We start from the raw sequence: 21518 nt of genomic DNA on the forward strand, positions 1-21518 counted from the left end.
CTTAATTATTTAACCCATTTAAACTGTGTTGTAGTTCTGAATGTTTCTCTTGCAATTGTCCAGTCATCAATATGCTGGAATGTAAATGGCAATCCTGTTACAGCAAAGAATTTCTCCCACCCAATTCTCTCTATCCATTCACCAACTCTTTCATGCTTCCTAGCACCTGCAATATAGGCATCAAGAATTATCTTTGTTGCCTTGACAACTTCTGGCCATCTTGGTGGATTATTTGGTAAATATGGAATAGCAAGTTTAGAAAATTTTGGATGACTTCTAAGGTTACCAACCTTTCCACCCACCACTATTGCAACTCCGTCATTCTCTGGGTCAGCAATTTCCAATGCAGGGCATACTGAAAAGCAGTTACCACAGTACATACATTTCTCAGGATTAATTTTAACTGATTTTTTTGCTGGATCAGGTGTTATTGCTGCTGTTGGGCAGGCAGCCATTGTAGTTGGAAGCTCACAGACGTTTTTAAAAGTATCATGGTCTATTCTTGGAAGCTTTCTGTGAATTCCAACAAAAGCTATATCTGAGCAGTGAACTGCACCACACATATTTGTACAGCATGCAACAGCAAGTCTTACTTTATTTGGTGTTTCTTTTGTTGTAAAGTAATCAGCAAGTTCATCCATCAAAGATTTAACCAATCCAGAAGCATCAACTGCTGCAGAATGACAGTGAACCCATCCCTGAGTATGGACAATATTGCTTATTCTTGAACCAATTCCACCTATCATGTATTTTTTAGCTTTAAGTTCATCAATTAGAGGCTGAACTTTACTTTCATCAGAAACAAGAAATTCTATATTATTTCTTGTCGTAAATCTGAAATATCCACCACAGTACTTCTCAGCAATATCTGCAATCTCTCTTAATGTAACCGTGCTTAGAATCCTTGGAGATGCAACTCTTACTGTCCAGATTTTATCTCCAGAATTTGCTATATGAACCATTAAGCCAGGGCTTAATATTTCATGCGTTTTCCAGTCACCATAGTTTTTCTGAATTACCGGTGGTAAAAAATTCTTATAATGTGGACATCCTATATCTGTTTTTCTTTGTTTTACATCAACTACATCAGGAATTACATAAGGCATAATTTTTTCCTCCTTTTATTCTCGTTATTTTATATAAGTTTCCCATGGCTTCTTGGATAGATCTTCTTCTGTCCAGAACCAGAATGGATCTCTTCTTGGTTCTTTAACTATCTCAGGTGTTGGCTCAAGTCCGCATACTTCAAGGAATTCTCTCATTCCACGGCGAATTATAAGTTCTCCAATTCTTTCTCTGTTCTTTCCATATTCATTCCACCAATCCCACATTTTTCTTGTCAGGTCTTTCAATTCATCATAAGGAGGCTCCATTTTCATAAATGGAACTATTACCCATGATAGTGTAGCGCCTATAACAAAAGGTGCTTTTGAACCAATAAGTATAGTCGCACCTTTCTCGCCATTTGGTCTTAATGCATGAGGCATTCTGGTTATGCAGTGCATACAACGTAGGCAGTCTGAATTATTTATTTTAAGGCCATTTTCATTATAACTTATACACTGTCCAGGGCACATATTTACTATTTCTTCCTGAATGTTCATGCCTTTTTTAGCATAGTCTTTTACTGCATCCTGATCTATCTCAATTGTTCCTCTCCATGTTCCAATAACAGAACAGTCTGCACGGGCTATTGAAGCATTACAATCAACAGGACAACCAACTATTTTAAATTTAAATTTATATGGAAATTGAGGTCTGTGAAGCTCGTCCTGAAATTCCTGAGTTAACTCATATGTAATATCAAGAGTATCAATCATTGACCATTCACATCTTGCCGGGCCAAGACAACAGCTTGGAGTTCTCATTGCAGAACCTGAACCGCCAAGATCAAACCCATTAATGCTTAAAACTGTGGCAATAGGTTCAAGATTTTCAGTTACTGTTCCCAATAAAACCATATCACCTGTTGAACCATGGAAGTTTGTCAGACCGCTTCCATATTTGTCCCATAGATCGCATATAAATCTGATTGTCTCAGAAGTATAAAATAATCCTGATGGCTGATTTACACGAACTGTGTGAAAGTGAGCAACTCCTGGAAACTCATCTGCTAATTGTGAGTATCTTCCAATAACTCCTCCACCGTATCCTCTGACACCAACAATTCCTCCATGCTTCCAGTAGGTTACTTTGTCTCTAAAACTTTTTTCTAACTGACCAAGTTCATCTGCAGCCATTGAATTTTTAGCAGCTGCTTTTTTGATTTCAGTGACGAAACTCGGGAAAGGACCCTTTTCAAGCTCATCCAATAAAGGTGTTTCATACTTCTTCGTCATAGCTTCCTCCTGCTTGTGATTTTTTAAAATTATACCATAAATTTTAATGTCTATACACAGTAAAATAGTTATAGTTCTTTGGTCAAATAAAAAAAATTTATGCTAACATTAAAGCTTTTAAATGAAAAATAAGATAAAATACTAAAATGCAGATAAGATGGATCGAGCTTAACGGCTTTAAATCTTTTCCTGAAAGAACGAAAATAGAGATACATGAAGGAATAACCTGCTTTGTAGGACCAAATGGAGCGGGTAAAAGCAATATTGTTGATGCCTTCAGATGGATTCTTGGAGAGCATAATCCCAGAACCCTTAGAGGAGAAAAGATGGAAGAAGTAATTTTTCAGGGTTCAGCGTCAAAAAGAGAAAAAGGTATAGCTGAAGTGAGCATTCTTTTGGATACTCAAAAGAAGTCAGAAAATGGGAATGAACCTGAAAAAGAACAAATCGAAATAAAGAGAAGATTTTATAGAACAGGGGAATCATATTTTATTATTAATGAAAAACATTCTCGTCTTAAAGATATAAAAGAAATTTTTGTTTCTGAAGGAGTTGATATAAGGACATATGCAATAATTGATCAGATAAAAATAAATGAACTTCTTACAAGACCTGCTCAGAGAAAGGCTCTTCTTGAAGAGTGTGCTGGAATTTCGATATATAAATTAAAAAAGACAGAAGCTGAGACAAAGCTACAATCGTCGAAAGAGAACTTGCAGAGGCTTGAAGACATTATCGGAGAAATCAGAAAACAGCTTTCTTTGCTTGAAAGGCAGGCAAAAAAAGCTGAAAAGTATAAGAAAATATCAGGAGAGTTGAAAAACTTAGAGCTAAGAGCTTCAAAAAAAGAAACCCTCTGCTTTGTTGATGAATTAAATAATTTCAATGCTGAAATTGAAAGCCTTGAAATGAAACATGCACAACTTAAAGATAAAATTGAAAAAATTATAAGAAGTATCAGTCAGCAAAAAAATCAGATATCAGTAATGGAAATCTCCATCCAGGATGTTGACAGACAGATAAGGCAATTTGAAGTTGAAAAGGCGAAATTAGAAAAAGAAATCGCTCTTTGTTCCATGGAGCTACAAAATAAAAGAGAGCAGATTGTAAGGCTGACAGAAGAAAACTCCACATTGAGTATTGAAATAGAAAAAATACAACAGCAACTTAATGATTCTATAGCTCTTTGTAGTGAAATAGAGGGAAGCATAACTGTATTTCAAAAAGAAATAATTGATAAGGAACAAACAATTTTAGAGTCTCAGAAAGAATTAGAAAAAGTTGAGATAGAGTTAGAAAAAGATAGAAAAAATCTTTTCAATCTTTCTACTGAACTTGTAAATAAAAAAAACCACTATCAGTCAATAAAAAAATCCTTTGAAAATGCACAGAATAGAACTAATATTCTCAAACAAAAAATTAAAGAAACAAAACTAAAAGTTATATCCTTTGAAAAAGAACTTAAAGCGAGGAATGAAAAAATTCAGAGTCTTAACATAAATTTTCAAACAGAAACTTCAGAAATGGACAAACTAAAGCAAGAGATAATAGGTTTAGAAAAGGAATTGGAAGAAAAAGCACAGTTGCTTATTGAGAAAAAGCAGTTTGAAGCTGTTATAAATGGCAAAATACAGGCACTTGAGTCAGAAATATGGGAAGAGGACAGAACATGTAAACTTTTTTTTGAATGTATAGATGTAACTCCTGATATGGAGGAATTAATTGAGAGTTTTTTTGATGAAAAACTCAGAGCAATAGTAGTTGATAATATTGATGAAATCAAAGATACAGGAAATAAAAAAATTTTTTTTCTGAAAAATATTTCTCAGGGTACTGTCAGCTCTAATGATTTTATGCTGACAGAAAGACCATTAAAGTATCTGAAGGAATTTGTAAAAATCAAGGAAAATGGAATAAGCAAAAATTTTTTCGATAATGTTTTGATTGTTGAAGACCTTAAAGAGGCTATACAGCTTAAAAAATTTTTACCGCATGCTTCTTTTATTACAATGAACGGTGAAGTGCTTTTTGCAGAAGGGTTTATTAAAACAGGCAAAGGAGAAAGTATTCTTGTAAAAAAAAGAATGCTTGAAGAACTAAATAGAGAAAAATTAGATATATTCTATCAAATTGAAAGCATCGGAAATGATATTGAAAAAATTAAGATTAAAAAACAGGAACTCATAAAACAACTTGAAAACAAAAGAGAAAAAATTTCGCAAATCAGGACAGAAATTATCCATACAGAAGCCAGATACAGAAATTGTCTTAATGAGATAGAATCAACAAAAAAGAAAATCACATACATGGAAAACGAAGAAAAAGCTTTAAATAATGAGATTGAGCAGAATAAAGAATTAATAACAAAGACTCAGTCAGAAATTGAGTATATATCATATTCTATTGCTGATGTCGAAGAAAAAATTGAAAAATTGAAAAATCTTCAGGCGGAGACATCCAACATTCATAATGCAATAAAAGAAGAGTTGTCACAGAAGAGAGTGAGTATGTCCACAATAAAAGAGAGACTCAATGCCAAAAAAAGTGAAATAGACAGACTTAATGAAGAGGTAAAAAAAAATTCTAATACAAAAAAAAGGAATCAAAATGAGATTGAACAAAACACTAAAAGAATTAGTCAAATTGAAGTAGAAATAAAAGAAAAAAGCAGCCAAATTGCAACTGTTTCTGAACAAATACAAAGGCTAACAGAACAAAAGGCAACTCTTCTGACAGAGTTTAACAATAATAAAAATTCTCTCAATCAGCTTGATAAGGATTATCAGAAGTTGAACCAGGAATTACAGAGTCTTACAACAATAACAGGTGAAAAGAAAGCTATTGTGGGAGAGACAAAATTGAAACTTGAAAACCTCTGGAATGAGATTTATAACCGTTACGGGATTGATATTCTTAAGGAAGATATTGAACCAGCAGAAGATCTTCAAGCAATCAAACAAAAAATTACTCATCTTGCGCTTCAACTTAAAGAAATAGGACCTGTAGATGTTGAAATTTTGAGAGAGTATGAAGAAGTAAAAGAAAGATATGATTTTTTAATTATCCAGCAAAAAGATATCATGACATCAATTGAGGAGCTTGAGGAAGCAATAAAGAAGATTAATTCACTTACAAGAAAAACCCTGAGACAAACATTCAGTTTGCTCAAAGAGAAATTTAATAGCCTGTTTAGTGAACTTTTTGGTGGCGGAAAAGCAGACCTGGTTCTTACTGATGAAAACAATATTCTTGAGTCAGAGATTGAGATACAGGTTCAACTGCCTGGCAAAAAAACCAATAATATAAATCTTATTTCAGGTGGAGAGAAAACTCTTACAGCACTGGCTTTTATATTTGCCTGTCTTTCAATTCGTCCTTCTCCAGTATGCATTCTCGATGAAATAGATTCACCACTTGATGACCCAAACACTTTGAGATGCCGGAATATGATAAAAGCATTGAGCAATAAAACTCAGTTTCTGGTTATTACTCATAATAAACTCATGATGGAACTGGCAGATTACATATATGGAGTTACGATGCAGGAGGAAGGGGTATCAACTGTGATTTCTCTTGGATTACGTGAAGCAGAGGTATATTTGTGAAAGATTTGAATTTAATTAATGGTATTGATATTTCAGATGAAAAAGAAGATTTGGTCTGTTACAGCTATGATGCTTCATATGGAAAGGGCACAATTCCAGAAGTTGTTGCCTGGCCTAAAAATACAGAAGAAATTGTCAGAATTGTAAAATGGGCAATAAACAGGGGTTTAAAAATTGTTCCAAGAGGTGCTGGAACAGGTATGGCAGGAGGAACTATTCCTGTTAATTCAAGAAGCATTGTTATCAGTCTTGAAAGAATGAACAATGTAGTTGATATAAATACTCGAAACCTTATTGCAACTGTTGAGCCCGGAGTGATAAACGGAGATCTCCAGAAGGAACTCTTAATTCATGAACTTTTTTATCCACCTGACCCTGCATCCCTTGAGTACTGCACAATTGGTGGAAATGTTTCAACAAATGCAGGTGGTCCACGAGCTATAAAATATGGTGTTACAAGAAACTATGTAATGGAGCTCGAGGTTATCCTTTCAAACGGCAATGTGCTTAGTTTAGGTGGAAAAACTGTTAAGAGGGTTGTAGGATATGAAATAAAAGAGCTTTTTATTGGTTCAGAGGGAACACTTGGCATAATTTCAAAGGTAAGTCTCAGAGTTCTGCCACAACCTGAAGAGGTCATCACGCTTCTTATAAGTTTTAAAAATCTTTTGGATGCAGGAGAGTTTATTGCAAAAACTATCGGAACAGGAATTATCCCAAGAACTCTTGAGTTCCTCGACAGTTTATGTCTTCGGATGATTGAAGAAAATAGAGAATTCGGGTTACCAGCAGATGTGGAGGCACTACTTCTTGTTGAAGTTGATGGAGAACTCACTTCAATTAAAAGGCAGGCTGAGAAAATAGTTGATATAGCAAGAAAATTTAGAGGAGAAACTCAGATTGCAACAGACTACTATTCAAAGGAAAACTTATGGCATGCAAGACGAAGTATTTCTCCATGCATTTTAAAGATGAAAGATAAAGAAAAAATCAACATTGATATTACTGTTCCCATTGATAATCTTCCCAGAATGCTTTTAAGTATTAAAGAACTTTCTCAAAATTCTGGAATTCCGATTATTTCTTTTGGCCATGCAGGAGATGGCAATATTCATGTAAATATTTTGGTAACCAAAGGTGATGAGGAATATCGGCAGAAAGGCTTTGAGATTGCAAAAAAAATATTTGAGCTAACAGTTGGTTTTGAAGGAGCTATTTCAGGAGAACATGGCATTGGGATAACAAAAAAGCCATATATTGAAATACAGTTAACAAGACAGCATCTTGAACTTATGAAAGCAATCAAAAGAGTATTTGATCCAAAGGAAGTTATGAATCCAGGAAAGATTTTTTGAATATCCTCTGCAGTATCCCATCAAGTTCATCAAGGGAGTTGTAAAATATCTCGAGTTTGCCTTTTTTGCCTTTATGAAGAATTTTCACCTTTGCTCCGAGTTCACTTATCAGCTTGTCTTCAAGATCTTTGATCTCAGGAATCTCTGTATTTGCTTTTACTGCCTGAGGTTTGCTCATTCTTTTTACAAGTTCCTCAGTCTGTCTGACTGATAAAGATTTTTTTATCACTACTTTGGCAGCTTCAAGTTGCTTTTGAGGGTCTTCAATGGACAGTATCGCTTTTGCATGACCGACTGTTAGACTACCATTTTTTAGATATTCTCTTGCTTCCTCAGGAAGTTTAAGTATCCTCAAATAATTTGCAATTGTAGCCCTGTCCTTTCCAACTCTTTTTGATAACTCCTCCTGAGTTATGTCGAACTCTCTTAGAAGTCTTTCAAAAGCTGAAGCAGTTTCTACAGGGTCAAGATCTTCTCTTTGAATATTTTCAATAAGTGCGATCTCAACTGCCTCTCTAGGGGAGACATCTTTGATGACAGCGGGAATTTTTTCAAGCCCTGCAATTTTAGCTGCCTTCCATCTACGTTCTCCAGCGATTATCCTGAATGTTCCATCGCCAACTCTTGAGACAACAATGGGCTGTATAATTCCCTTCTCTTTAATTGATTGTGCAAGCTCTTTTAATGACCCCTCATTAAAACCTGTTCTTGGCTGAGATGTACCAGGAAGTATTCGTTCTATCTCAATCTCAATAAGAGTGTCTTCTTTTTTGGGAATTAATGCATCCAGCCCTTTACCGAGTGCTTTCTTCATTTAAAAACTCCATGGCAAAACTTAAATAACTCTGCGATCCTTTTGACCTTATATCATAGAAAACAGCTGGTTTTCCATGACTTGGAGCCTCTGCCAGAGTAATATTTCTTGGTATCACTGTATTATAAACTTTTTTACCGAAAAATCGTCTTACTTCCTCTGCAACCTGTTTCGAAAGCGTGTTTCTGCTGTCAAACATTGTAAGAAGAATGCCTTGAATTTGAAGTTGAGGATTCAGCTTGGTTTTAACAAGTTCAAATGTTTTTATAAGTAATCCAAGTCCTTCCAGTGCATAATACTCACATTGCACGGGAATGAGAATGGAGGTTGCAGATACAAGACAGTTAAGCGTTAAAAGTCCTAAAGACGGTGGCGCATCAATTAAAATATAATCAAAATCTGAAACTACTGGAACTAAAATATTTCTTAAAAGAAACTCTCGTGTTTCTTTCTGTATGAGCTCAACTTCAACTCCAACCAGGTCTATTGTTGATGGAATTATCCATAAATTTTCAAAAGCTGTTTTAGTGATAACTGAATCTATAGATGCAGAGTCTAAAAAAAGGTCATAAAGGCTGGACTCAAGTTCTGACCTTTCTATGCCTGCTCCTGTTGAGAGATTTCCCTGCGGATCTGAATCAACAAGAAGAACTTTTTTCCCTTCAATGCTGAGACAGGCTCCAAGATTTAAAGCTGTTGTTGTTTTACCAACCCCACCTTTTTGATTAACTATTGTTATTATTTTACCCATTGTTTATTTTAACATTACTACTTCAGAACTTCAGGAGGATACACGTCTTTCATAAAATCAATCCATATGGGAAGTGCAGTCCGTGATCCAGCTTCTTTTGGACCAATTGGTTTATGATTATCTCTTCCAACCCATACACTCACAAGTAAGTCATTGTCAAAACCAACAAACCATGCATCTGAAAAATCATTGGTTGTTCCTGTTTTTCCATAGATTTCTCTATCCAGTTCTTTTGCCCTTTGTGCTGTTCCTGATAAAACAACTTCCCTTAATAATTCACGCATTGATTCAACAATTTCTTCAGACAGAATAGTTTCAGCTTCTGGCTTGTTTTCTTCGATTACAACACCATTGTGATCTATAATTTTTTCATAAAAAATTGGTTTTATTTTTTTTCCTGTTGCAAAAACTGAATAAGACTGGGTGAGTTCTATTGGTTTTATATCAGAAGCTCCGAGCGCAGTTGAAAGATATGGGTAAATTTTTGTGCTGAGTCCGCATTGTTCAGCAAATTCAACCACTTTTTTTATTCCCACCTGAGAGGCAAGTCTCACAGTTGCAGCATTCAGAGAACGAGCAATTGCTGTGCGAAGTGAAACTTCTCCATAGTATTCGTTATTATAGTTTCTAGGACTCCATATTTTATTAGCTGTGGCCCCTGGAAAAGACACAGGTGTATCAAGAATTAAATCATCAGGGCTGTAGCCCTCCATAAGAGCAACAGCGTAAACAAAAGGCTTAAAAGCACTACCAGGCTGACGCAGAGAAAAAACTCTGTTATACTGAGTTTCCCAGAAGTCATTCCCTCCAACAAGGGCTTTCACATAACCGGTTTTAAGTTCCATTGCAATTAACGCTGCCTGAACCTGAGGTTTTGTCCTTTTATGAATTTCAGCAAGTCCTTTGGTTACAGCTTCCTCTGCTTTCTTTTGAAGGTTATAATCAATTGTTGCATAAATTCTTAATCCATCTTTGTAAAGCCTGTCTCCATATTTTGATTCAAGTTCCTGCCTCAACACCTCAACAAAATATGGAGCTTCGAACTTTCTCCAGTGAGGATGTTCTGGCAGAGGTTCTTTCAGTGATTCATTGTATTGTTCCTTTGTAATAAATCCCTCTTCAAGCATTTTTCGTAAAATTATGTTTCTTCGTTTTAATACTATATCAGGTTTTTTAAAAGGATTATAAGCTGATGGAGCTTTTGGCAGGGATGCAAGAAGGGCAATTTCTGATATTTTAAGCTCTTTAAAGGATTTTCCGAAATAAGTTTCAGCAGCAGCTGCTATTCCATATGCTCTGTTACCAAAGTAAGCCTGATTCAGATAAAGTCCGAGTATTTCATCCTTTGTATACTTTTTCTCAATCTGCATTGAAAGCAATGCTTCTTTTAATTTTCTCGTTATGCTTCGTTCAGGATTAAGGAAAAGCATTTTTGCAAGCTGCTGTGTAATTGTGCTTCCACCTTCGACAATGCTTCGTGATTTTATATCTCTATAAAGGGCACGCAAGATTCCAATAACATCAACGCCAGGATGTTTGTAAAATCTCACATCCTCTGCAGCAATAAATGCTTGTTTAATAATATCAGGTATTTCATAATAGGGAACAAATGTTCTTCTTTCATAGAAAAACTCTGTAAGAACCTGACCATCAGATGAATATACAATGGAAGATTCACTTGGTCTGTATCCCTCCAATGCTTTTATATCGGGCAGATCTGAAAAAAGCCAGTATATATAACCACCAATAACACCGATAAAAAAAAGAGAACTAAATAATAAAATGTGAATTATTTTTATTTTCATATCACTTGATAATTAACTTTTTTTCGTTAATATTTCTATTTTCTATCTTAAAACATTTCACTTCAAACTCTGGTTCAAAAGCAACTATCAAATAGTAAACATCATAAAAAACAAGCTCTATGTCCTTGTGAGATGGATAGGCATAACCATAAGGATGACTGTGAAATATAGCCATCATGTCCATTCCCTTATTTCTTATATCTTTCATTGCCTTAAGTTGTTCAGTTGGTTCCATAAAGTAACTGATGGACGAGATTTCAACATTTTTTATCTTATAAATAATACTGGCCAGATTGTCCTTGCCCGCAAGAATTCCACATGCCTCATATGGTAAACAATTTCTGCAATGCTCTATCATTTCATTATAGGTTTCTTTTTTAATCTTCATTTTTTTGACATATTTCACAGGCTGGATTTTTTACAAATTTCACTTCCCTGAAAAATCCCTTTAAAGCATCATAAATGATCATTCTTTCATGAATTGGCTTACCTATTTTAAGCAAGAGCTTGATTGACTCAACAGCCTGAAGAGCTCCGATTACACCGGCAACAGGAGATAGAATACCCTCCTGCCCTATATCATCTTTTGCCTCATTAAATATGCATCTATAGCATGGGCCATAGGGGGGTATTATATCAAAAACATGTCCTTCGAATTTTGCGACAGCTCCCATCACCAATGGTTTAAGCAGTTTTAAACAGATGTCATTTAAGATAAGTCTGGTACTGAAATTATCAGGGCAGGCAACAACAAGGTCATATAATTTGATTATATCTGGAGCATTTTTATAATTAATCTCATCTGGATATGGAAGTACTTCCACTTCACTGTTAAGTTTTTTAAGGCTTATCATGGCTGATATAGCCTTTGGCATTCCAATCCGCTCTTCATTATGAAGAATTTGTCTTTGAAGATTACTTATTTCAACTGTGTCAGGATCAACTATACCAATGTGGCCAACCCCTGACGCTGTAAGATAATAAGAAACAGCACTTCCAAGACCGCCTGCACCTACAATTAAAACCTTTGAATTTTTTAATTTTTCCTGACCTTCAAGACCAATCTGAGGAAGTATAATATGTCTTTGATATCTCAAAAAATTAGTATTCCTCTCCCTCAACTCTTATAAATACACTTTTCCCTGCAACAACAGGTAATTTGTCTATTTTATCAACTGCATCCAGCACATCATTTTCTCTGGCTTTATGAGTTAAAATCACAAGAGGAACAGCACCAGCTTTTGACCGCCCTTTTTGAATAACTGATGCAATACTTATATTGTGTCGTCCAAAAACTCCTGAAATTTTTGAAAGCACTCCAGGACTGTCAAGAGCTGTAAACCTGAAATAATATCTGCTTTCGATTTCTTGAACTGGTTTAATATTATACTTCTCTGAAAAATCAAAAGGTAAAGTTTCAGAACCCTTTGCAATATCAACTATATCTGCCACAACCGCTGAACCTGTTGGCATACTGCCAGCTCCTCTTCCATAGTAAAGAGTTGGTCCAACACTATCACCTTCAACATATATGGCATTGAAAACGCCATCAACTTTTGAGATTAAATAGTTATCTGGAATCATTGTTGGATGAACTCTGAGTTCAATCTCTCCATCGAGAATTTTGGTTATTGCAAGAAGCTTGATTTTGTAACCAAACTCTCCTGCAAAGGCTATATCCTGAGCAGTTATTTTAGTTATACCCTCGCAATAGACTTTATTGAAACTCAATGGAATTCCATAGGCAAGGGAGGCTAAAATTGTAAGCTTATGAGCTGAGTCTATCCCTTCAATATCAAGCGTTGGATCAGCTTCTGCATACCCAAGATCCTGAGCCTGTCTGAGAGCATCCTGAAAATCTATTTTTTCATCGGTCATTTTTGTAAAAATATAGTTTGTTGTGCCATTTATTATTCCATAAATTGCAAGCATTTTATTTGCAACAAGACCTTCTCTCATCACTTTAATTATTGGTATTCCTCCACCTACAGAAGCTTCAAAGCCAAGCTTGACACCTTTCTGTCTGGCTTCCAGAAATATATCATTACCTTCCTCCGCTAAAAGCGCCTTGTTAGCTGTAACAACATGTTTGCCATTTCTGAATGCTTCAATGATAAAATCTTTTGCCGGATGAATTCCTCCAATAAGCTCGACAACTATATCGATCTCAGGATTTTTAATAAGTTCCATTGCGTCTGTTGTTAGAATTTCTTTTGAAAGAGTTATCTCTCTTGGTTTTTCAATGTCTTTATCAGCAACTTTTTTTAAAATCAGGTCTATACCTGTTCTTTTTTTTATAAGCTCTCTCTGATTGAGAAGGATTTTTATTGTTCCTGTTCCAACTGTTCCAAATCCAATTATTCCAATTCTGACCTGTTTCATATTTTACCTTTAACTAACTTTTCTTATTTTTTTTACTGAAGGTACAAGATTTAGTGCTTTTTTAATTCCCTTAACTGCCTGTCTGATTCTATGCTCATTTTCAACAAGAGCAATTCTTACAAAGCCTTCTCCACCTTCGCCAAATCCAATTCCAGGAGAAACCGCAACCTTTGCTTCATTTATCAAAAACTTTGAAAATTCAAGTGATCCCATTTTTTTAAATGGTTCTGGAATCTCTGCCCATACAAACATAGTTGCTTTTGGGGGTTCAATCTTCCAACCAGCCTGATTAAGTCCTCTGATGAGCACATCTCTTCTTCGTTCATAGGTTTTTCTCATTTCTTCAACACAATCCTGAGGACCTCTCAATGCAACAATTGATGCAATCTGAATTGGTTGAAACATGCCATAATCAAGATAGCTTTTTATCTTTGTTAGCGCTCCAACAATCTCTTTATTTCCAACGCAGAAGCCGACTCTCCAGCCAGCCATTGAGTAGCTCTTTGTCATGGAGAAAAACTCAACTCCAACATCCTTTGCTCCTGGAACCTGTAGAAAGCTTGGCGCTTTGTAATCATCAAAAACAAGATCAGCATATGCAAGGTCATGAATAACCATAATATTGTTTTCCTTTGCAAAATCAACAACTTTTCTAAAGAAGTCAAGATTTTCAACTACCGCTGTTGTCGGATTGTGTGGAAAGTTAATTATTAAAATTTTTGGTCTGGGCCATGAGTTTTTATATACCTGTTCCAACTCATAAAAAAAGTCCGTACACGGGCATATATTAAATGTTCTAATATCTCCGCCCGCAATAATTGCACCATAGGGGTGAATTGGATATGCAGGAGAGGGAGTAAGCACAACATCACCTGGTTGTATTGCCGCAAGCAATAAATGACTCAATCCCTCTTTAGAACCGATTGTAACAACAGCTTCAGTTTCAGGGTCTATGTCGACATCAAATCTTCTCTTATACCACTCAGAAATTGCACATCTTAGTTGAGTAATCCCTCTGCTGGCTGAGTATCTGTGATTTTTTGCAAGTTTTGCCGCCTCGCAGAGTTTATCAACTATATGTTTTGGTGTAGCTAAATCAGGATTCCCCATGCCGAGATCTATAATATCTTCACCTTTTCGTCTTAACTCCATTTTCAGTTGATTCACAACAGCAAATACATAGGGAGGCAGTCTTTTTATTCTTGGAAAATCAAACATTTTTCCCCTCCAGTTTTTATTTAATCATTTGCATTTTTTAACATTTCTGTCAATATATTTTTTAATAATACCACCAATTTTATTTTCTTTCCCTTTACCGAAAACTATTTTTGTGGGATTGAAAAAAATCAAAATTTTCCATATTTTCCATCTTTCAGCGCTGAATATATTTCATATGCTCTTGTAGAGCTTCTAACAAGAGGTCCACTCAACACTATTTTAAATCCTGTTTTAAAAGCAAACTCTGCAATCTCTTCAAATACTTCTAACTTTATATATTCTACCACAGGTAATGCTCTTTTTGATGGTTGCAGATACTGTCCTATTGTAACTATATCGCATCCAGCATTATTTAAATCCTGCAAAGTCTGTAGTACTTCTTCAATAGTTTCTCCAAGTCCTAACATAAATCCTGATTTGGTAATAATTTCAGAATTAATCTTTTTTGCAGATTCAAGAACTTTTAATGAACGACAGTAATCAGCTTTCCTTACATAGCCGTAAAGCTTCCGTACTGTTTCTATATTATGAGCGAAAACAGATATGCATGAATTAACAACTTTTTCAATAGAACTTTTATTTCCTTGAAAATCTGGTACAAGAACCTCAATCAGAACATTATCATTGAGCTTTTTAATTTCCATTATTGTGCTTGCAAAATGTTCTGCACCTCCATCAACAAGGTCGTCTCTTGTAGGAGATGTTATGACAACATATTTTAATAAAAGATCATTTACTGCATGAGCAATTTTTTCAGGCTCTTTATTATCTGGAAAAGCAGGATTGCCTTTTTCTGCGTTGCAAAAACTGCATCCTCTCGTACAGATATTCCCAAGAATCATAAATGTTGCTGCTGGTTCCTTATAACAGACAGTTCTGTTTGGGCATCTTAATGTTTCACATACAGTATTAATATTGCGATGTTTAAAATATTTTTGGGTTGTTTTTATTCCTTTTAATTGGGTTTTTACCCATTCTGGAAGAGGCATTTGATGGAAGGTTTATGAAAAGGGGAGCAAGACGCTCCCCTCAGGTTGTCAGATTTTTTCTACATTAACTGCTTTAGGTCCGCGGTCTCCCTCAACAACGTCAAATTTAACTCTGTCGCCTTGTTTTAGAGTCTTAAATCCATCACTTTTAATTGAAGTGTAATGGACAAAGACATCCTGTCCGCCATCCTGCTGAATAAACCCAAATCCCTTCGACTCATTAAACCACTTAACACGTCCTTCAAAAGTCATACTTCTTAAAACCTCCTTTTTCTCTCCCTGTCTAATAGCAGGTACTAAAAACTCTGCAAAATGCACAGCTAATCTTTTATAACATGGTCACTTTAAAAAAGTAAAGGATTTTTTTAGAAAAAATTAATATACACAAAAATTATCAGCGTATGGTGTTTTTAAAATAAAAATTAGGGTTTTCGGATTGACAGACATATAAAAATTTTTTTATTCTTATCTTATGGAAAAATTGGCAAAAATTTTTAAGGCATTATCTGATGAAACCCGTCTTAAAGTTATTAAGCTCCTTGAAAAGGGCGAACTTTGTGTATGTGAGATTGTGGCAGCTTTAAATATGATACAGCCGAAGGTTTCTTTTCATCTTTCAGTGCTTAAAGATGCCGGACTTGTAAAAATGAGAAGAGAAGGGAAATGGATCATTTATAGCCTTGATGACGCGGATTTATTCAAGAGATTTTTGATTTTTTCAGTTTTAGAAAAAATTCCTGATGAAAAAATTATCAATGAACTTAGGAATTTAAACAGATTCAAGGAAAATGAGGACCCTCGTTTACTGTTTAAACTCCAAAAAGATAAAAATATATAATAAACTAAAGAGCGAATTCATTGATTTTTCTAATTTTTATATTTAATTGAATTTTGTCTTGCATTTTTCTAGAAACTTATGCTAATATTAAATTGTCTGGTGGCTATACCGGCGGGGAAACACCCGTTCCCATACCGAACACGGAAGTTAAGCTCGCCAGGGCCGATGATACTATGACCGTGAGGTCATGGGAAAGTAGGTCGCTGCCAGGCTTTTTTTTTATTGCTCAATCTATCTTTTTCAAATTCATTCCAAAAAAATTTTTAAAGCCTTTGTTATAAATAAGTCAAACAGGTTTTATTTATTGTCATATGGTAAAATAAAAAACTAATATATTTCGGAGGTTAAATTGAGCTATATAGTTGTTACAGGTGGAGCTGGGTTTATCGGGGCGAATGTTATAAAAAGGCTCAATGAACGTGGAGAAGAAAAAATTATTGTGGTTGATAATTTAAATTCATCTGAAAAATGGAAAAACTTAGTCGAACTTTCCTTTGAAGATTACGTTCACAAAACTAAATTTATTGAAATGATAAAAAATGAAACTTTTACCAGGGCATTCCGAGCAATAATGCATCTTGGTGCAAGAAGCAGTACAACTGAAAAAAATGTGGAATTTCTAATGGAAAACAACTATAACTATACAAAGGAGCTGGCGAAATACTGCCTTGCAAATAATGTCAGATTTATATATGCATCAAGTGCAGCAACCTATGGTGATGGATCGCGGGGTTTCTCTGACGAGCACGCTCTTATTCCTCTGTTAAGGCCTTTAAATGCCTATGGATACTCCAAGCAGATATTTGATTTATGGGCATTAAAAAATGGATTTCTTGATAAAATAGTTGGGTTAAAATATTTTAATGTTTACGGTCCAGGAGAATGGCATAAAGGTGAAATGAGAAGTATGGTTCTTAAAGCCTACGAGCAGATAAAAAAAGACAAGAAAATAAAACTCTTTAAATCCTATAACACTCTATATAAAGATGGCGAACAATTGAGGGATTTTATTTATGTTAAAGATGCTGTTGAAATGACTATATTTTTTCTTGAAAAAACGGAATTAAATGGAATTTTTAATGTTGGAACAGGAATTGCACGTTCATGGAATGATCTGGCAAATGCTGTTTTTTCTGCTCTTAGGATGCAGCCTGAAATTGAATATATTGATATGCCTGAAGAAATCAAAAATAAATATCAATATTTTACAAAAGCTGAAATGACCAAGCTGAAATCAGCAGGTTATAATAACCCAACATTTTCTCTTGAAGATGCGGTAAGAGATTACATATTAAACTATCTTGAAAAATGCTAAATCTGTTTCTGAGTTAAAACTATGAACAGATAAATCTGGCAGAGTTTTTCAAGAAGTGCAGATGTATAAAATGCTTCATTGATATTTTGGCCAACTGTAACTGCGCCATGCTTTGATAAAAAAACAGCTTTTTTATCTGCCAATGCTTTGACAGATTCAATTGCAAGATCATCAGTACCTGAAGGAGCATAATTTGCAACACTGATTTCTCCTCCAAGAAACTCTTTTTGTTCATCAAGAATAACAGGAAGAGATAGATTTAAAGCTGCCATTGTACAGGCAAAAATTGAATGTGTATGAATTACTGCATTTACATCTTTTCTTGATTTGTAAATTTCAACATGAAGTTTATATTCAGACGAAGGCATTTTATGTCCATCTATTATATTCCCTTCAAAATTAATCTCAACAATATCAGAGGATTTAAGTTTTTCGTAGGATTTGGAACTTGGAGTAATTAAAATAAGTTTATCTCCCACTCTCAGACTTATATTACCGCTGTGTGCTGTAACAAAGCCTTTTTTATAGATTTGTTTTGTATATTTTACTATTTCTTCTCTTTCTTTTTTCCATTTCATAATTTTATATTATAAACAAATATAATTAATTTCATTTATTACTTCTGGAGGATTTTATGAGAAGCTTTTTAAAAATGGTTTTTTTATTATTAATTCTTTTTCCTCTTAATCTTGTGTATGCCTATACAATGGATGATCTATTTAACGAATTGGATACTCCTCAATGGAGCGAAAAGGTATCTGATCCTGCTTTTATAGAAAAATTTAAAAATCCTGATATGGTATCCACTGTTATAAACTTTACAGATACTGGAAAATATCACTGGCGATATAGACTCAGAGCAATAAAACTTCTTGGAAGTATTGGAACTCCTCAGGCTAAGAAAGCTTTATTAGACAGGTTTCAGGATTATTTCTTTCATCGTGACTGTCCTGCTTTAAAATCTTATTTAGCAGATGCACTGGGAAATTTTAAACCAGAAATGAGATTAATTGAAGTTCTGAAAGAGGGTTTAAAAGACCCTGAACTGCTAGTTCGAGAAGCCGCAGCTCGGTCCCTTGGAAAGCTCAGGATGCCTGAGTCTATAAAGTATCTGAAAGAGGCTTTCTTATCCGAAAAAAGTATGGCAGTGAAAATAGCCATTGTTAATGCATTAAAAGAGATAGATACACCAGAGGCAAAAAACTTTATAATCCAGATAGCATCTGAGACAAATAACAGGGAGTTAATAAATGCTCTTGGAGGCTCTATATAATCCAGATTTGTTAGAAAAATTGGATCCAGATGGAATTATTGAAGTCTTTGAAGCAACAACAGAAATTCTTAAACAAGAGCCTCCATATGTGAAACTTAACTATTTTGAAGGTGAAGCAGTTTTTGCAGGAGATACACATGGAGATTTTTCAACCACAAAATATATTATAAAAAAGTTTCTCACCAATAAAACTGAACAATATCTGATATTTCTCGGAGATTATATTGACAGAGAGCCTGAACCTGAAGGTTCTCTTTATAATCTTCTTTATTTATGCTTGCTTAAAATAAACATTCCTGATAGAGTTTTTCTTTTAAAGGGTAACCATGAAGCTCACTATTCAGTTTTTTGTTATCCCTACGCGTTTGACCGAGAACTTATAGAAATATTTGGAAATTTTGGAATAAAAATTCACCGCGCTGCTGTATCTCTTTTTAAAGAAATGCCATTGATGATAAAAACAACCAATGGAGTTATAGCATCCCATGCAGGATTTCCTCTTCATGGGCAGGAGATTAATGATAAATCAAGACAGGATTTAATTATAGATATACTATGGTCTGATGCTGATATATCTCCTATGTTTCGAGGATTTGGAATTCCCAAATTCACAGAAGATCAGCTTATTCATTTTTTAAAAACTTATAATGCATCCTGCTTTATAAGAGGACATGATTACAATGTTGCGGGTAAATCTATTTATTCAAACAGATGTATAACAGTATTTACCTGCCGAAGATATTCGTCAATTGCCGGTATAAAAATAGCAAGAGTTGATTTAGCAAAAAAAATCAATGACGCAGCCGGTGTTATTTTAGAAGAAATCAGCCCTTCTTTTGATACATTGCTATGAATCTTTCAATACTTCTGTCATATGTAGCCTCGACCTCTGGTGTAAAGTAACATGCAGGAAGTTCTCGTCTTTTCCTGTGATAGGCAATACAATCGCAACATATGCCATTTCTTTCACAGCCTTCATAACTACATGTACATATTTTTCTGTTTCGTTCAATCTTGCATTCCATAATACTCCTCCACTTTTAGTTATTTTATATTTTACTTTATCTGTATCGTGCTAGTCATTATTGAAATTAATCCGCAAATAAAAGATATTTTGTTTTGTTCATTGAAAAAATGTGCTATAATTTAGCAACTAATGTCTGAATTTCAACATTAAAAGTTAAAACAAGGAGGGGGTTGAGGGTGTTTAAAAATCTCACAATTGGTAAAAAACTTGGCATAGGTTTTGGAGTATTAATTTTTCTTCTCTTAATTTTTGGTGGTGTGACAATCATACAACTGGGTATTATCAAAAAGAATGCTACAGATATTGATGAAAGAATTGACAAAGTAAACAATTCAGTTGGAATAAGACGGGCTGCGATAGCAATTTTTTCTTCAGTGAGGGATATGTTAATTATTGATGATATGAAAAAGAAAGAAGAGGCTAAAAAATCAATTGAAGAAAACAGAGCCAAATATAAAGAACTAATCGAAGCAATAAAGAAGATAACATATACGAAAGAAGGAATGACACTTTTACAAAATATAGAAGAAGCATTGAAAGATGCAGCACATTACAACAATCAAGTAATTGAACTTGTAATGGCTGGGAAAAAACAGGAGGCAATAGCTCTGTATTATAAAGAAGTGAATCCAAGAATTGTGAAACTAGAAAAGACTCTTGATGAAGAAGTTATTTTTCAGAGAAAAGGATTAAATGCAAGTCTGAATGAAATGAATAATGTTATAAAAAAAGAGACAGTAACAGTTGTTATACTGACAGTTTCAGGTTTAATTTTTGGAGTTTTCTCTGCCACACTTATCTCTCGTTCCATTAGTAAACCAGTTGCTGAGCTAAAAGACGCACTTGAAAGAATAGGTCAGGGAGATCTGACAGTTGAGATAAAAGCTGAAAGCAAAGATGAGATAGGAGTGATTTCAAATTCATTAACACAGGCAATTGTAAGCATTAAAAATCTAATTGGACAATCAAAGACAATATCAAGTTCTCTTGCATCATCATCAGAGCAGCTAAGTGCCACAACAGAAGAGATATCGAGGAATCTAAAATCCCAGACAGAGAGAGCCAGTCAGATAGCATCAGCAGCAGAAGAGATGTCTCAGACAGTTGTTGATATAGCAAAGAATGCATCAAACATAGCAGAAGTAAGTGTTACCACAGCGAATGTAGCAAAAGAAGGAAAAGATATGACCATAAACACAGCAGAAGAGATAAAAATAATAGAAGACTCAGTAAATAAACTATCCGGTATAGTGAATGATCTTGGAGAGCGTTCACGTCAAATAGGAGAGATAGTGACAGTGATAAAAGACATAGCAGATCAGACAAATCTACTTGCATTAAATGCAGCGATAGAGGCAGCAAGGGCAGGAGAGCAAGGTAGAGGCTTTGCAGTAGTAGCAGATGAAGTGAGGAAACTTGCGGAGAGAACGGCAAAAGCAACAGATGAGATAGCGGATATGATAACAAGGATACAGACAGAGGTAAATGTTGCTGAACAGTCAATGGAAGATGCAACAAAGAAAGTGGCAAGTGGAGTAGAACTGTCAGAGAAAGCAGCAAATACACTCACACAGATACTCAACAAAGCGCAGGAACTGCAAAGCATGATACAACAGATAGCCAGTGCAACAGAGGAGATGTCATCAGTGACAGACCATATAACACAGGATATAGGAGGTATAGCAGAGGGTTCAAAAGAAATCTCAGTAGCAGTGGATCAGTCAGCTCAGACAGCATCGGACATTGCAAGATTGGGTGGAGAGTTAAATGCTGCCATAGGCAGATTCAAAGTTTAAACGTGGAGGAG

20 protein-coding genes and 1 rRNA gene are annotated in these 21518 nt (G+C 34.8%); 8 read left to right on the forward strand and 13 right to left on the reverse strand.

The window, feature by feature from the left end; genetic code table 11:
• Positions 1 to 5 precede the first annotated feature (5 nt).
• On the reverse strand, positions 6 to 1106 hold the full coding sequence (dsrB, locus tag G581_RS0107140) for a dissimilatory-type sulfite reductase subunit beta (RefSeq protein ID WP_038065444.1): 1101 nt from the start codon (positions 1104 to 1106) through the stop codon (positions 6 to 8).
• 24 nt (positions 1107 to 1130) lie between these two features.
• A complete protein-coding gene (gene dsrA / locus G581_RS0107145; protein ID WP_028845244.1) occupies positions 1131 to 2339 on the reverse strand; it encodes a dissimilatory-type sulfite reductase subunit alpha in 1209 nt (402 codons plus the stop codon).
• A 146-nt stretch (positions 2340 to 2485) separates the two neighbouring features.
• Here dsrA and smc point away from each other — a divergent pair, with 146 nt between their 5' ends.
• Together smc and G581_RS0107155 are read left to right on the forward strand one after the other, a co-directional pair.
• Positions 2486 to 5944 carry a chromosome segregation protein SMC gene (gene smc, locus G581_RS0107150; protein WP_028845245.1) on the forward strand — a complete coding sequence of 1153 codons (3459 nt, stop codon included), beginning with the start codon at positions 2486 to 2488 and terminating at the stop codon, positions 5942 to 5944.
• A complete protein-coding gene (locus tag G581_RS0107155; protein ID WP_028845246.1) occupies positions 5941 to 7299 on the forward strand; it encodes an FAD-binding oxidoreductase in 1359 nt (452 codons plus the stop codon). Before smc ends, G581_RS0107155 begins: the two co-directional genes overlap by 4 nt.
• Here G581_RS0107155 and G581_RS0107160 read toward each other — a convergent pair.
• The 9 genes from G581_RS0107160 to G581_RS0107205 all read right to left on the reverse strand — a co-directional run bounded on the left by G581_RS0107160 (position 7274) and on the right by G581_RS0107205 (position 15510).
• Positions 7274 to 8113 carry a ParB/RepB/Spo0J family partition protein gene (locus G581_RS0107160; protein WP_028845247.1) on the reverse strand — a complete coding sequence of 280 codons (840 nt, stop codon included), beginning with the start codon at positions 8111 to 8113 and terminating at the stop codon, positions 7274 to 7276. The two genes, G581_RS0107155 and G581_RS0107160, sit on opposite strands and share 26 nt — an antisense overlap.
• Positions 8094 to 8864: a ParA family protein gene (locus tag G581_RS0107165; RefSeq protein ID WP_028845248.1), complete on the reverse strand. Its 771-nt coding sequence runs from the start codon at positions 8862 to 8864 to the stop codon at positions 8094 to 8096. The genes G581_RS0107160 and G581_RS0107165 overlap by 20 nt, the downstream gene beginning before the upstream one ends.
• Positions 8865 to 8881: 17 nt before the next feature.
• Positions 8882 to 10669 (reverse strand): penicillin-binding protein 1A, encoded by a 1788-nt coding sequence (locus G581_RS10925; protein WP_051179005.1) that lies wholly within the window; start codon positions 10667 to 10669, stop codon positions 8882 to 8884.
• 1 nt (position 10670) lies between these two features.
• The gene (locus tag G581_RS10930) at positions 10671 to 11057 is read right to left on the reverse strand and encodes a M67 family metallopeptidase (RefSeq protein WP_169368416.1); all 387 of its coding nucleotides are present in this window, start codon (positions 11055 to 11057) and stop codon (positions 10671 to 10673) included.
• Positions 11047 to 11766: a HesA/MoeB/ThiF family protein gene (locus G581_RS10935; RefSeq protein ID WP_239639047.1), complete on the reverse strand. Its 720-nt coding sequence runs from the start codon at positions 11764 to 11766 to the stop codon at positions 11047 to 11049. Before G581_RS10935 ends, G581_RS10930 begins: the two co-directional genes overlap by 11 nt.
• Positions 11767 to 11770: 4 nt before the next feature.
• The gene (locus G581_RS0107185; RefSeq protein ID WP_028845249.1) at positions 11771 to 13051 is read right to left on the reverse strand and encodes a homoserine dehydrogenase; all 1281 of its coding nucleotides are present in this window, start codon (positions 13049 to 13051) and stop codon (positions 11771 to 11773) included.
• Between the two features lie 9 nt (positions 13052 to 13060).
• The gene (gene alaC / locus G581_RS0107190) at positions 13061 to 14269 is read right to left on the reverse strand and encodes an alanine transaminase (RefSeq protein WP_028845250.1); all 1209 of its coding nucleotides are present in this window, start codon (positions 14267 to 14269) and stop codon (positions 13061 to 13063) included.
• Between the two features lie 128 nt (positions 14270 to 14397).
• The gene (gene lipA, locus G581_RS0107200; RefSeq protein ID WP_028845251.1) at positions 14398 to 15258 is read right to left on the reverse strand and encodes a lipoyl synthase; all 861 of its coding nucleotides are present in this window, start codon (positions 15256 to 15258) and stop codon (positions 14398 to 14400) included.
• 48 nt (positions 15259 to 15306) lie between these two features.
• A complete protein-coding gene (locus G581_RS0107205; RefSeq protein WP_028845252.1) occupies positions 15307 to 15510 on the reverse strand; it encodes a cold-shock protein in 204 nt (67 codons plus the stop codon).
• A 220-nt stretch (positions 15511 to 15730) separates the two neighbouring features.
• Here G581_RS0107205 and G581_RS10940 point away from each other — a divergent pair, with 220 nt between their 5' ends.
• The 3 genes from G581_RS10940 (at position 15731) to rfaD (ending at position 17411) form a co-directional block, all read left to right on the forward strand.
• Positions 15731 to 16096 carry an ArsR/SmtB family transcription factor gene (locus tag G581_RS10940; RefSeq protein ID WP_051179010.1) on the forward strand — a complete coding sequence of 122 codons (366 nt, stop codon included), beginning with the start codon at positions 15731 to 15733 and terminating at the stop codon, positions 16094 to 16096.
• A 95-nt stretch (positions 16097 to 16191) separates the two neighbouring features.
• A 5S ribosomal RNA gene (rrf, locus tag G581_RS0107215) occupies positions 16192 to 16308 on the forward strand.
• A 137-nt stretch (positions 16309 to 16445) separates the two neighbouring features.
• Positions 16446 to 17411 (forward strand): ADP-glyceromanno-heptose 6-epimerase, encoded by a 966-nt coding sequence (gene rfaD / locus G581_RS0107220; RefSeq protein WP_028845253.1) that lies wholly within the window; start codon positions 16446 to 16448, stop codon positions 17409 to 17411.
• Here rfaD and G581_RS10945 read toward each other — a convergent pair.
• On the reverse strand, positions 17408 to 17989 hold the full coding sequence (locus G581_RS10945) for a class II aldolase/adducin family protein (RefSeq protein ID WP_051179014.1): 582 nt from the start codon (positions 17987 to 17989) through the stop codon (positions 17408 to 17410). The genes rfaD and G581_RS10945 overlap by 4 nt on opposite strands.
• A 56-nt stretch (positions 17990 to 18045) precedes the next feature.
• Between G581_RS10945 and G581_RS0107230 the strand changes: the two genes are divergently transcribed.
• A complete protein-coding gene (locus tag G581_RS0107230) occupies positions 18046 to 18684 on the forward strand; it encodes a HEAT repeat domain-containing protein (protein ID WP_028845254.1) in 639 nt (212 codons plus the stop codon).
• Complete coding sequence (locus G581_RS0107235) at positions 18662 to 19537, forward strand: metallophosphoesterase family protein (protein ID WP_028845255.1); 876 nt, start codon at positions 18662 to 18664, stop codon at positions 19535 to 19537. The genes G581_RS0107230 and G581_RS0107235 overlap by 23 nt, the downstream gene beginning before the upstream one ends.
• Here G581_RS0107235 and G581_RS0107240 read toward each other — a convergent pair.
• On the reverse strand, positions 19509 to 19709 hold the full coding sequence (locus tag G581_RS0107240; RefSeq protein ID WP_028845256.1) for a DUF6485 family protein: 201 nt from the start codon (positions 19707 to 19709) through the stop codon (positions 19509 to 19511). The genes G581_RS0107235 and G581_RS0107240 overlap by 29 nt on opposite strands.
• Before the next feature lie 178 nt (positions 19710 to 19887).
• Here G581_RS0107240 and G581_RS0107245 point away from each other — a divergent pair, with 178 nt between their 5' ends.
• Positions 19888 to 21507, forward strand: a complete 1620-nt coding sequence (locus G581_RS0107245) for a methyl-accepting chemotaxis protein (protein WP_028845257.1) — start codon at positions 19888 to 19890, stop codon at positions 21505 to 21507.
• Positions 21508 to 21518: the final 11 nt, after the last annotated feature.

The sequence above is a fragment of the Thermodesulfovibrio thiophilus DSM 17215 genome (genome assembly GCF_000423865.1).
GTDB classification, from domain to species: Bacteria; Nitrospirota; Thermodesulfovibrionia; order Thermodesulfovibrionales; family Thermodesulfovibrionaceae; genus Thermodesulfovibrio; species Thermodesulfovibrio thiophilus.